Annotated in this window: 11 protein-coding genes and 1 pseudogene; 3 read left to right on the top strand and 9 right to left on the bottom strand. The window is 66.4% G+C overall.

Annotated features, from left to right (window positions below):
- The first annotated feature begins 32 nt into the window (after window positions 1–32).
- Window positions 33–881, top strand: coding sequence for an amidohydrolase family protein (locus GTV32_RS21135; RefSeq protein WP_161062684.1), 849 nt, complete (start codon window positions 33–35; stop codon window positions 879–881).
- A gap of 13 nt (window positions 882–894) precedes the next feature.
- Here the strand turns inward: GTV32_RS21135 and GTV32_RS21130 are convergent, their stop codons facing one another.
- From GTV32_RS21130 to GTV32_RS21115, 4 genes are all read right to left on the bottom strand, one after another.
- Entirely contained in the window at window positions 895–1644 is a 750-nt protein-coding gene (locus tag GTV32_RS21130; protein WP_161061980.1) for an amino acid ABC transporter ATP-binding protein, read from the bottom strand.
- A gap of 3 nt (window positions 1645–1647) precedes the next feature.
- Window positions 1648–3387, bottom strand: a complete 1740-nt coding sequence (locus GTV32_RS21125; RefSeq protein WP_202422848.1) for an ABC transporter substrate-binding protein/permease — start codon at window positions 3385–3387, stop codon at window positions 1648–1650.
- A gap of 158 nt (window positions 3388–3545) precedes the next feature.
- The gene (locus GTV32_RS21120; protein WP_161061978.1) at window positions 3546–3821 is read right to left on the bottom strand and encodes a DUF2277 domain-containing protein; all 276 of its coding nucleotides are present in this window, start codon (window positions 3819–3821) and stop codon (window positions 3546–3548) included.
- A gap of 77 nt (window positions 3822–3898) precedes the next feature.
- Window positions 3899–4867, bottom strand: a complete 969-nt coding sequence (locus tag GTV32_RS21115) for an NADPH:quinone oxidoreductase family protein (RefSeq protein ID WP_161061977.1) — start codon at window positions 4865–4867, stop codon at window positions 3899–3901.
- Window positions 4868–4916: 49 nt separating this feature from the next.
- Between GTV32_RS21115 and GTV32_RS21110 the strand changes: the two genes are divergently transcribed.
- Window positions 4917–5606 carry a class I SAM-dependent methyltransferase gene (locus GTV32_RS21110; protein ID WP_161061976.1) on the top strand — a complete coding sequence of 230 codons (690 nt, stop codon included), beginning with the start codon at window positions 4917–4919 and terminating at the stop codon, window positions 5604–5606.
- Between the two features lie 100 nt (window positions 5607–5706).
- Here GTV32_RS21110 and GTV32_RS21105 read toward each other — a convergent pair whose 3' ends face one another.
- From GTV32_RS21105 to GTV32_RS21090, 4 genes and pseudogenes are all read right to left on the bottom strand, one after another.
- On the bottom strand, window positions 5707–6675 hold the full coding sequence (locus GTV32_RS21105; protein WP_202421873.1) for a hypothetical protein: 969 nt from the start codon (window positions 6673–6675) through the stop codon (window positions 5707–5709).
- A gap of 281 nt (window positions 6676–6956) precedes the next feature.
- A pseudogene (locus tag GTV32_RS21100) lies at window positions 6957–7606 on the bottom strand (SDR family NAD(P)-dependent oxidoreductase); the annotation flags it as partial.
- Window positions 7603–8550: an alpha/beta fold hydrolase gene (locus tag GTV32_RS21095; protein ID WP_161061975.1), complete on the bottom strand. Its 948-nt coding sequence runs from the start codon at window positions 8548–8550 to the stop codon at window positions 7603–7605. The pseudogene GTV32_RS21100 and the gene GTV32_RS21095, both read right to left, overlap by 4 nt.
- Window positions 8547–9950: an NAD(P)-binding domain-containing protein gene (locus GTV32_RS21090; RefSeq protein WP_161061974.1), complete on the bottom strand. Its 1404-nt coding sequence runs from the start codon at window positions 9948–9950 to the stop codon at window positions 8547–8549. Before GTV32_RS21090 ends, GTV32_RS21095 begins: the two co-directional genes overlap by 4 nt.
- A gap of 122 nt (window positions 9951–10072) precedes the next feature.
- Here GTV32_RS21090 and GTV32_RS21085 point away from each other — a divergent pair, with 122 nt between their 5' ends.
- Window positions 10073–10690, top strand: coding sequence for a TetR/AcrR family transcriptional regulator (locus GTV32_RS21085; protein ID WP_161061973.1), 618 nt, complete (start codon window positions 10073–10075; stop codon window positions 10688–10690).
- A gap of 23 nt (window positions 10691–10713) precedes the next feature.
- Here the strand turns inward: GTV32_RS21085 and GTV32_RS21080 are convergent, their stop codons facing one another.
- Entirely contained in the window at window positions 10714–11568 is an 855-nt protein-coding gene (locus GTV32_RS21080) for an LLM class F420-dependent oxidoreductase (RefSeq protein WP_161061972.1), read from the bottom strand.
- Between the last annotated feature and the right edge of the window lie 29 nt (window positions 11569–11597).

Below are 11597 nucleotides of genomic sequence, written 5' to 3'. Positions count from 1 at the left end.
TCGGGCGGGCGGAGGCCCGAAAGGTGCGCGGCATGTGGCAGCGCCTCGGGTTGCCCGGCCTGATCGACATCCACACCCACTTCATGCCGAAGCCGGTCATGGACAAGGTGTGGGCATACTTCGACTCCGCCGGCCCACTGATAGGCCGCGAGTGGCCGATCACCTATCGCGCCGACGAGGATGTCCGGGTCGCCGCCCTGCAGGACTTCGGGGTCCGCGCCTACTCGTCACTGGTCTACCCGCACAAACCCGACATGGCGGAGTGGCTGAACGGGTGGGCGGCCGATTTCGCGGCGCACCACCCCGATTGCCTGCACACTGCCACCTTCTACCCGGAGGAGTCGGCGCCCACCTACGTCTCGAAGGCGATTGCGCGCGGGACACAGGTGTTCAAATGTCACATCCAGGTCGGCGACTACTCACCGCTGGACTCTCTGCTGGACGGTGTCTGGTCGCAGATCGCCGACAGTCGCGTACCCGTCATCATCCACTGCGGGTCCGGTCCGGCGCCCGGAACGCATACCGGGCCGGCGCCGATCGCCGCACTGCTCCACCGCTTCCCGTCGCTGCGACTGATCGTCGCCCACATGGGCACGCCGGAGTACACCGAGTTCCTCGATCTCGCCGAGCGCTATCCGGAAGTCCGGTTCGACACCACCATGTCGTTCACCGACTTCTCCGAGGAAGGCGCCCCGTTCCCGAAAGACGAGTTCGCCCGGCTGCGCGACCTCGGCGACCGCATCATGTTCGGTAGCGACTTCCCCAACATCCCGTATCCCTACACTCACGCGCTCGAGGCGGTCGAACGCCTCGACCTCGGCGACGAGTGGCTGCGCGGTGTGCTGTACGAGAACGCAGCTGCGTTGTTCGGAATCGGCTGAGGTCCGTCGGGTCTCACAACACCTGGGACAGGAAGGCCCGCAACCGCTCCGATTCGGCGGCGTCGAAGATCTGCTCGGGTCTGCCGGTCTCCACCACGACACCGTGATCCATGAACAGGATGCTGTCGGAAACATTTCGGGCATAACCCATCTCGTGGGTGACGACGACCATAGTCATCCCCTCCCCGGCGAGATCGGCCATCAGCGCCAGCACCCCCTTGACGAGTTCCGGATCGAGCGCCGACGTCGCCTCGTCGAAGAACATCACCTGCGGTTCCATCGCCAGCGCCCGGGCGATGGCCACACGTTGCTGCTGGCCGCCCGACAGACTCCCGGGCCGCGCATCGGCCTTGTTCGTCAGCCCGACGATCTCGAGCTGGCGCATCGCGACGGCGCGCGCCTCCTCTTTGCCGAGCCCGCGGAGCTTGCGCGGTCCGAGCGAGATGTTGTCCACGACCGTCTTGTGCGGGAACAGATTGAAGTGCTGGAACACCATGCCGATCCGTCGCCGGAGCTCGTCGGGATTGTCCTCGAGGACCGAACGGCCGTCGAGCAGCACGTCCCCTCGGTCCGGCTCATGCAGTCGGTTGAGCACCCGCAGCAGCGTCGACTTCCCGGACCCGGACGGTCCGATCACGGTGGTGGTGGTCCCGGCGTCGACCTGGATGTCGACTCCACGCAGCACGTGGTTCTTGCCGAACGACAGATGCAGGTCGGTACCCGTCAGGGAGACCGCCTCACGCGCGGTGATGGTGTCGGCCACTTCTCATCCCTTCTCGACGGCGGTCGCCGGCAACGGATCGTCCTCGACCTCGGCCGGGCGGCCCGTGCGCAGGCGGTTGTCGATGTAGTTCACCAGGTGCGTGAGCGGAATCGTCAGGACCAGGTACACGATGCCCGCGGCCACCAGTGGCGAGAGGTTTCCGGTCTGCGCATTGAGGTCCCGGCCCACTGCGAACAGCTCGCGTTGACTGGCGAGCAGCCCGAGGAAATAGACCAGCGAACTGTCCTTGATCAGGCTGATGAACTGATTCATCAGGGCGGGCAGGACGCGCCGCACACCTTGCGGGATCACGACGAGCCGCATCGACTGCCGGTAACTGAACCCGATGGCGCGCGAGGCCTCCATCTGACCGTCGTCGACGCTCTGGATACCCGATCGGAAGATCTCACCGATGTAGGCCGCGGCCAGCAGCGCCAACGCCACGGCCCCCAACCAGTAGGGGTTGTTCCCGGTGAGGTTCTTGACCACCGGGCCGACACCCAGGCCGACGAGGAGGATCACCACCACCGCCGGCAGGCCGCGGAAGATGTCGGTGTACACACGTGCCGGCCAGCGCAGCCATCGTGAACGCGAGATACCCGCGACGGCCAGCAGCATCCCGAGGATCGTGCCGAGGACACCCGAGACCAGCGACAGGATGAGGGTGTTGACCAGGCCCGTCTTGATCAGGTCGGGGAACGACTCCTTGTACAGGTCCCAGTTGAAGAAGGTGCTACCGAGCTGGGCGAACGTACCCTTCGGGGCCGTCGCCTCGTCGGCCTTGCCCGCGTCCTTCGCCTCGTTCTCCTTGGCGATCGCGGCGAAGTCGGGCAGTTCCGGCTCGGGCGCGGCCTTGCTGCCCGGTTTCCAGCCGTCGGGCAGCTCACGCGGGACCCAGTCGCTGTACAGCTTCGCGTAGGTGCCGTCGGCGATGATGGCATCGAGACCGGAGTTGAGGGCTTCGACGAGTCTCGGCTTGTTCTTGCCGACCGCCCATGCGACGAAGTTGTTGACGCTGAAGGTGTTCTCGACGATGGCGGTGCCGTCACCGTCCTTGACCGCCCCCTCCGCCTGCTGTGAGGGAGCGACCCAGGCGTCGATCTGGCCGCTCTTCAGATTCGCGTACGCGGTTGCGTAGTCGGGGAACTTCACCGGGTCGAGCTTCAACGTGTTGATCACGTAGTCGTCCTGGACCGTGCCCTGCACGACACCGATCCGGGTGGAGTCACTCAGATCCGAGAAGCCCTTGATGGATCCGCTCGTCGGTGCGACCAGTGAGAAATAGCCGAAGTCGTAGCCGTTGGTGAAGTCGACCGTCTTGCGTCGCTCGTCGGTGGTGGTGATCGACGACGACCCGACATCGAACCGGTTGTTGGCCACCTGCGAGAGCAGTCCGGCGAACTCGGTTCCGGAGAACTGGATCTGCAGACCCAGCTTGGCCGCCACCGCCTTGAGCAGCTCGTTGTCGAAACCGGTGAACACGCCCTGCCCGTTGACACAGATGCTGGGACCGGCATCCGACAACGTGCCCACCGAGATGGTGCCGGGCTTGAGCAGTCCGAGGGCATCGATGTCGATCTGGTCGACCGGCGTGGTGGTCGCGGTGGTGTAGCGGTCCTCGCCGCCCTGATCGGCTGCCGCCATGTTGGTGGGGGCGGCCGACGCCGATGCCGCGCCCGCCGGCGCACAGCTGTCCGGTGGGGCGGCGGCCGCACGCGGGGCCGGTCCGCCGACCGCAGCCATCAGTCCGATGACGGCGACGACGACCAGCAACGCCAGGTGGCGGACTGATCTGGGAGCAGAGCGAGCCGAGGCCGGAGGGGTGGCGGTCACCTCAGCACATTAGCGACCGATGCGGCGGTGTACGCAACGGTTCCGCTCATCGCCGTGCCGAACCCCGATCACGCCGTCTCGCGTGCCGCCATGCGTGCGCGCACCTCTGGCCGACGCAGCGGCGGCACCGTCTTGGGCGGCTGCCGTCGCTCGGGCAGCACGTCGAGCAGCGCGTGCGTCGCCTCGGTGACCTGCTGCACGGCCAGCTCGAAGGCCTCCACGTTGGCCGCCGAAGGATGGCGGATGCCGCTCACCTTGCGGATGTACTGGCGCGCCGCCGCCTCGATCTCCTCGTCGGTGGCCGCGGGCTCCAGACCGCGCAGCTCGGTGATGTTGCGACACATGTCAGGCTCCCTCGGGTCTCGATATCGACGAACTCTCCTCGCCACGCTCGTCGACTACTCGACCAGCGAGGAGATTGTCAATCGGCGATCTTCACGACCGCCTTCCCCAGGATCCGCCCTTCGGCCAGATCGGTCAACGCCTTGGGCAGTTCGTCGAGCGAATAGGTGACGTTCACCTGCGGCTGCATGCCGGCGGCGATCATCTCGGCGAGTTCGTCGTGCAGCAGCTCCGGGACACCGGGATGGGTGCGCACGTATTCGCCCCACGCCGCACCGACGACCGCGATGTTGCGGAACAGCACCCGGTTCAGCTTGACGGTCGGGATGCCGCCCGCGGCGAAACCGACCACCACGTAGCGGCCGTCGGGGGCCACCTGGCGCAACGCCTCGTCGAAGACCTCACCGCCGGACGGGTCGATCATCACGTCCACACCTTCGGGGGCGACCTCTCTGAGCTTGGTGCCCCATCCTTCTTCGAGCTGGACGATCTCGTCGGCACCGGCGCTGCGCAGCAATTCCTCGGCACCCTTGCGGTGGACGATGGCGATCACCTTGGCGCCCATGGCCTTTGCCACCATGATCGAGGCGGTGCCGACACCGCCTGCCGCGCCGAGGACACCGACGATCTCGCCGGGCGCGGTCTGTGCGCGGATCTTCAGCGCGAACAGCGCCGTCTGGTAGTTGATGCCCATCGCGGCACCCTGGTCGAAGCTCAGTCCCTCGGGCAGGGGCAGCAACTGCTCCGGCGCCGCGGTGACCTGCTCGGCGAACCCACCGACGATCGACGCCACGAGGACCTTGTCGCCTGCCTTGACCGACGAGCCCGACGGCGCCTCACGCACCACACCGGCCACCTCGGTACCCGGCGTGAAGGGGGTCGGCAGCCGCAGCTGGTACTTACCCTGGCTCATCAGCAGGTCGGGGAAGCAGACACCACACGACTTGATGTCGACGAGGACCTGTCCGTCCTCGGGCACGGGGTCGGCGACATCGGTCAGTTCCAGTCCAGCGGGTCCCGTCTCGGCAGTGAGCACTTGTGCTTTCATACGGCTCACCCTACGCGGCCGCAGATGGCGACCGGATAGGATCTCGGGTATGACTGCATCGTCGGCAAGGATGCCGAACGCACCATCGCCGGAGCGCCTGAGGGTGGCCGAAGATGCCCCGGGTTTCATGCCCCTCGACGAGGCGCAGACCCTTTTCGAGATCGCGGGAGAGTATCTGGCCCAGCCGAATTCGACGCGGGTCGGGGTCGAGATCGGTACCTATTGCGGCAAGTCGACCGTCTTCCTCGGTGCGGCCGCCGAAGCCTTCGGGGCGACCATCGTGACCGTCGACCATCATCGTGGTTCCGAAGAGCACCAACCCGGCTGGGAGTACCACGACACATCGCTCGTCGACCCGCACACCGGAACCCTCGACACGTCGGCACGGTTCCGGCAGACCATGTACGACGCGAAACTCGAGAACACCGTCATCGGCATGCTCGCCGGTTCGGCGATCGCCGCGAAGGTGTGGGCCAAGCCCGCCGACTTCGTGTTCATCGACGGGGGCCACAGCATGCAGGCCGCGCAGAACGACCTCGACGGGTGGGCACCCTGGGTGCGCGTCGGCGGGGCCCTGCTCATCCACGACGTCTTCCCCGACCCCGCGGACGGCGGCCGGCCGCCCTACGAGATCTACCGCCAGGCCCTGGCGACCGGCCAGTTCACCGAGGTGCGCGCCGAGGGATCGTTGCGCGTACTGCGCCGCGACGGCGGCGAGGTCGGCCTCCCCCTCGGCTAACCCGCGCCCCCGCGCCCCGGCGCCCCTGGTTCCTCCCCCGGGTATCGCCGAACTCTCCGCAAGCTCGTGGAGGGTTTGGCGATACCCGGAGGAGGAACGGTCACGAGATGAGTCCGGCGGCACGAAGGGTCGCGATCACCCTCGCGTGGAGCACATTTGGGTGGTGAGCGTCAGACCAGGTCCAGCGCACGACGTGTGGTCCGGTCATGCGGATCGCGTCTTCGCGCAACTTCTCCTCGTAGATGACGTCCTCGGGCAGGCGCTCATCACCGAACGGATTCGACCGGTGGTACTTGAAGCGACCGTCGAACTCTCCGACGACTCGGAGTCGGCCATCGCGGCCTCGCCATCCGAAGTCCCCTCGCACCGACTTCGCACGTCCGTCGACGTTCACCGTGATCTCCACCTGGAGTTCCGGCGGCGGGATCACCGGGCTCTGCGCCAGCGCAAGGCGGCTCACGGATTCACCGACACTCTCCGACAATCCGTCGGCCGATGCCAACGCTGCACGCAACATGGCGATCCCGCGACGGCGCCGCGAGTGTTCTGCCTGCTCCACCAGCTCCGTCATCGTCACACCGAGATGCAGGCCCGAGTCGAGAACGCTGACCGCCTGCGCCAATGTGCTCATGCGCGCGACATCGCACACCGAGCGGGCCAACGAGGTGACCGGAATCCCGTCGACGACGACGATGTCGCTCTCGGACAGTGCGGCCTGGTGGATGATGCCGCGTTTGATGTGCTTTCCCGTGGTCCTGGACGTGAAATGAACCTTCGACAGGTCCGGTCGCAGCATCGGGACGCGATGCATCACGGCCGCCGAGATGTGGCTCGCAACTCGCTTGGGTCCGCCGTTGAGTGCGGCGACGATCACTGTCGCACGGTGTCTTTCGAGCTCGGCGGCGTGCGACTGCGCGGATTCGTCGGCGGTGGGCAGGTAGGCCCCGTGCCACACCCGCTCCGTCGTCCCGGCCCGGACGTTGCGACTCAGTGCGCTGTCGGTGACGCCCGAGGCGAGCGCGTGGGCGCGAAAGACGAGATCGTCGGCGCCGATGTGGGAATGGTCCATGGGCAGACATCATCACCCGATTCGCGTGCGGCTCCAGACCTCCATCCACAGGCCGGCTCCACAGGCAGGCCCCACCTGGTTCCTCCCCCGGGTATCGCCAGATCCCCCACAAGTCGGCGGAGGGTTTGGCGATACCCGGGGACGAAGGAGTTGGGGAGTGGCGGGGCGGGTTAGGTGAGGAGGGTTTGCAGTTTGCCCAGGACGTCCGGGTAGCGCTGTAGGTGTGCGCCGCCATTGACATCGAAGGCGGCTCCGGTGATCCATGCGGCCTTGTCCGACGCGAGGAACACCGCCATGTCGGCGATCTCCTCCGGACGACCGCTGCGCCCCAGCGGGGTGTTCTCGACGTACTCGTCGGTGAGACCGGGAACCATCGCCAAACCGGCCGTCAGCGGGGTGTCGACGATACCGGGCTGGATCGAGTTGACCCGCACCCGGCGCGGGGCCATCTCCAGCGCCGCCACCTCGACGAGCATCGTCACACCGGCCTTCGACGCACAGTAGGCGCCCATGGCGCTGCCGGGCTGACGTCCGTTCAACGACGAGATCACCGTGACACTGCCCCCTCGACGACACGTCGGCCTGCGTGTTTGAGCACGAGAAACGATCCGGTCAGACAGACGTCGATGGTCGTCTGCCAATGTTCGAGCGCCAGTTCGGTGATCGCACCGGGGATCGTCAGACCTGCGCAGCTGACGACGGCGTGCAGATCCTGCACCGCCTCGAAGCCTGCCGCCACCGACTGCTCGTCGGTCACATCCATCGTCACCGACGAGGCCCCTCCGCCGATCTCGTCGGCAGCCGTCCGCGCCGCGTCGGCGTTGACGTCGGCGATCGTGACGAGGTACCCCTCGGCGGCGAGTGCCCGCGCGGTGGCGAGACCGATCCCCGAGGCCCCGCCGACGACGACCGCGGCGCGCGAGTCGCTCATGACGCACCACCCGTGGCGGCCTTCTCGGCCGCAGGCGCGAGATGCGCGGTCAGGAATGACACCTGATGCGCGAGTGCTGGTTCGAACCAGTCCTTACCCGCAAAGATGTCGAAGTGATCGCACGGATAGTGACGCACCTCGGCGCGCGCCCGGAACCCCGCCTTCGCCGCAGCGTGCGGCGGGGCGCCCTGATCGAAGTCGGCGATCTGCATGAGGACGGGCGCCGAGACCGCACGCGCGATCTTGTCGGCACGGAAACTCCCGAGCTCCAACCCGATCGACGCATCCACCTCATTGCGCCACGACGGTCCGGCAAGCGCCAGATAGTCCTCGTAGAAGCCCGGCGAGGTGAGCGCTGCCTTCTCGCCCGGTCGACCGACCACCGGCATCATGGTCGGCGGCCGCCCCATCTTGGCTGCGATGGCGCTGCCGATCCCGGCGACCGTCGATCGCGCCATCGCGCCGGCTCCCACCTGTGGATAGTGGTGGACGCCCGCCGCCAGACCGTTGACGAGAGGCACCACCGAGATCACCGCGCAGATGTCGGTACGGTCCGCGGCGACGATCAGCGCATGCCCGCCGGACTGCGAGACGCCCCAAAGGATCACCCGGTTCGGGTCGACCCCTTCCTGACGCTTGGCGGCGTCGATCGCGGCGCGATAGTCATCTGCCTGCCCGGTCATCGAGATCCGTTGCCGTGGTTCGCCACCCGACAGTCCGAACCCCCGGTAGTCGAAGGCGAGGACCGCCAGACCCGCGTCAGCGAGGCCTTGCGCATACGGCTCGAGGCCGGAGTCCTTGGTGCCCGCGAACCCGTGTGCCATCACCACCACCGGGCGGCCGGCCGGGGAATCGAACACCGATGCGTCATCATTGCGGAAATACCAGGCGTCACAGCCCGTTCCGTGGGAATCGAAGGTGATGGTCGTCCTGGTCGTCGTCATCGCGATCCTCCAGGTGCTGCCGTGGCGGCGACCAGCGGCTCGTCGGGTTGTTGGACGCGGGCCCAGTTCGGCGCGCCGTGACTCCGGGCGCGTGCCAGGCCCGCAGGCATCTCCTTGGTCCGGATGTCGTGTTCGTACAGGTAATGATCGAGTTGCTGGGTATGCCGAGGCCGGTCGAGCATGTGGCCGGTGAAGAACTGTTGATCCTCCACTATCACCCGATGCATCTCGGGCTCCGAGGGCAGCCGGTAACGCCCGACCGCGTAGGCGGCGATCAGTCGTGACTGACATTCGACGAACGGGAACAGCGTCGGGGTGGCCTGCGCGAAACCTGCGAACACGAGATCGTCGATGCCCGGCCGGAACATCCGCTTGTACAGGTCGATGCGGTTGTCCGGGGCACTGATGAAGTCCGGGTCGAAGAACGGGAAGGTGATGTTGTAGCCCGTTGCATAGATGATGATGTCGAAATCGTCGGAGGTGCCGTCCTCGAAATGCACCGTCTCACCGTCGAACCGCGCGATGTTGGGTTTCGGGATCACATCACCGGAGCCCAGGCGCAGCGGCAACTCCACCGACTGGGTCGGATGTGCTTCGAAGAACTTGTGATTCGGCGTCGGGAGCCCGAAGTCCTCCGGACGACCCGCGGTCATCGGTTGCATGACCTGCATGAACTTCCGTTGCCAGGAGAACGGGATGTACGGCGAGGTGTGGTAGTACTTGTCGGCCGGCTTACCTGCGAAGTACTTCGGGACGATCCAGGCGCCCGAGCGCGTCGACAGTGTCAGTCGGTTTCCCAGCGCCTTGGACGACAGCTCGACCGCGATGTCGGCGGCACTGTTTCCGAGGCCGACGACCAGAATCCTCTTGTCGGAGAATTCATGTGGCGTCTTCGGATCGATGTAGTGGTGGGCGTGCATCGTGGTGCCGGTGAACTCGCCGGGGAAATCGGGAAACCTCGGATCCCAATGGTGGCCGTTGGCCACCACGAGCAGGTCGAACCGGCGTCGTTCGCCTCGCTGGGTCTCCAACTCCCATCCGCCGCCGTCGAGCCGACGGGCGTGGGAGACCGCATTCTCGAACTCGATGTTGTCGAGCAACCCGAACGCGTGCGCGTAGGAATCGAGATAGTGCTTGATCTGCGAATGATGCGGGAAGTCCGGGAACTCGTCCGGCATGGGGAAATCACGGAACGACAGCTGGTGCTTGGATGTGTCGATGTGCAGTGAACGGTAAGCGCTGCTGTGGCCGTTCGGGTTTCCGAATGCCCAGTTGCCACCGATCCGGTCGGACGATTCGAAGCAGGTATACGGCACGCCGTAGTCGGCGAGCATCTTGCCAGAGGTGAGACCACTGATCCCTGCCCCGATGACCGCGGTACGCGGTAGATATGTGCTCATGGTTCCTCACCTGAGTCGCCGGGAAACCGGACGGTAGACAGATTGTTCATTCTGTCTACCGCATTTCACCACCGAGGTAAACAGATTCCGGGATTTGTCCAGCGTTTTGCTAGGGTGCGAACGTGAGCGAGGCATCGACGAATGCGCGGCCGACGGGGACCGTCAGTGCGCGACTGCTCGACGCGTGCGAGAAGTTGCTCGCCGAGAAGGGAATCCGATCGACCACGATGCAGGAGGTCGCGGAGACCGCCGGGGTGTCCCGGGCGTGGCTCTATCGGCATTTTCCGGACAAGTCCACCCTCATCGGCGTCGCGATCGTCCGCCTCAACGAGTCCTTCTGGGGCGGTGCCGTCGCCGAACTCGACGCGATCGAGGGCCTGGATCGACAGGTGAGCGCCGGCGTGCGGATCGGGCGCGGCGCATATGACGACCCCGGCACCCTGCTGATGCGGCTGCGCACCACCGAGCCCGACGAGTTCGCCGCGTGCGCCGGGGCGGGCGTCGCCGGTCTGGTGCCCGATCTCGCCGCCTTCTGGCGTCCGTTCATCGACGCCGCGGCGCAGCGCGGCGAGATCCATCCGGATCACGATCTCGTCGAGGTGTCCGAATGGGTCGCACGGGTGCTGATCAGTCTCGGTACCGTTCCAGGCGAGACCGTCGACCCTGATGACGCCGACGCCGTGCTGCGTCACGTCCGGCGCTACCTGATGCCCGCCCTGCGAGCTGCGCCGGAGGACTGATCTCCTCGTGCCGGTTGGCCGACTCAGACCGCGGCCGGGGCCAGACCGAGTTTCCCTGCGAGCTTGGCGAGGTAGCCGCGTGCACGTTCCACGCTGTCGTCGGGCAGGCCGTAGAGAACGGTCGTCACCCCGATCTCACGGAATTTGTCGAGCCGCTCCGGAACGGGTTTGAAATCCAGCACGACGATCTGCGGTTCGCCGTCACGCCCGGCCTCTGACCAGATCCGCTTGAGGAGTTCCACCGAGCCCTCGATGTCGTCTTCACCCGGAGTCGTGATCCATCCGTCCGCACTGCGCGCCATCCATCTGAAGTTCTTCTCGTTACCGGCCGCGCCGACGAGCGTCGGGATCGACGACTGCGGTTTGGGCCACGCCCAGCTGGCACCGAAATCGACGAATTCCCCGTGATATTCGGCCTCTTCCTCGGTCCAGAGCGCGCGCATCGCCTCCAGATACTCGCGCAGCATGGTCCGGCGACGCTTCGGCGGCACACCGTGGTCTCCGAGTTCGTCCAGGTTCCAGCCGAATCCGACTCCGAGGGTGACACGTCCACCCGAGATGTGGTCCAGCGTGGCCAGCGTCTTCGCCAGCGTGATCGGGTCCGATTGCACCGGGAGGGCGACGGCGGTGGCCAGGCGGATCCGTTCGGTGACCGCGGCGGCCGCGGCCAGGGACGTCCACGGATCCAAGGTCCGCATGTACCGATCGTCGGGCAGCGAGGAATCCCCGGTCTGGGGATGCGCGGCGTCGCGGCGAGTCGGGATGTGCCCGTGTTCGGGCACGTAGTACGCGGCGAATCCGGCCTCTTCGATCAGTGGTGCCAGCACGTGGGGCTTGAGCCCACGATCACTGGTGAACTGCACGATTCCGAAATCCATGAACCCTCCAACGCCACGCCGGGATACGC

Source organism: Gordonia sp. SID5947 (assembly GCF_009862785.1).
GTDB lineage: Bacteria > Actinomycetota > Actinomycetes > Mycobacteriales > Mycobacteriaceae > Gordonia.
Note: the sequence above shows the minus strand (reverse complement) of the source record. Positions and strands in the feature narration are given on the sequence as shown.

What these genes read in the sequence shown, in the direction of transcription:
- GTV32_RS21135 (WP_161062684.1), top strand. Translation starts at nt 33, where the DNA reads ATGTGGCAGCGCCTCGGGTTGCCCGGCCTGATCGACATCCACACCCAC.
- GTV32_RS21125 (WP_202422848.1), bottom strand. Translation starts at nt 3,387, where the DNA reads ATGGCTGCGGTCGGCGGACCGGCCCCGCGTGCGGCCGCCGCCCCACCG.
- GTV32_RS21120 (WP_161061978.1), bottom strand. Translation starts at nt 3,821, where the DNA reads ATGTGTCGCAACATCACCGAGCTGCGCGGTCTGGAGCCCGCGGCCACC.
- GTV32_RS21115 (WP_161061977.1), bottom strand. Translation starts at nt 4,867, where the DNA reads ATGAAAGCACAAGTGCTCACTGCCGAGACGGGACCCGCTGGACTGGAA.
- GTV32_RS21110 (WP_161061976.1), top strand. Translation starts at nt 4,917, where the DNA reads ATGACTGCATCGTCGGCAAGGATGCCGAACGCACCATCGCCGGAGCGC.
- GTV32_RS21105 (WP_202421873.1), bottom strand. Translation starts at nt 6,675, where the DNA reads ATGGACCATTCCCACATCGGCGCCGACGATCTCGTCTTTCGCGCCCAC.
- GTV32_RS21095 (WP_161061975.1), bottom strand. Translation starts at nt 8,550, where the DNA reads ATGACGACGACCAGGACGACCATCACCTTCGATTCCCACGGAACGGGC.
- GTV32_RS21090 (WP_161061974.1), bottom strand. Translation starts at nt 9,950, where the DNA reads ATGAGCACATATCTACCGCGTACCGCGGTCATCGGGGCAGGGATCAGT.
- GTV32_RS21080 (WP_161061972.1), bottom strand. Translation starts at nt 11,568, where the DNA reads ATGGATTTCGGAATCGTGCAGTTCACCAGTGATCGTGGGCTCAAGCCC.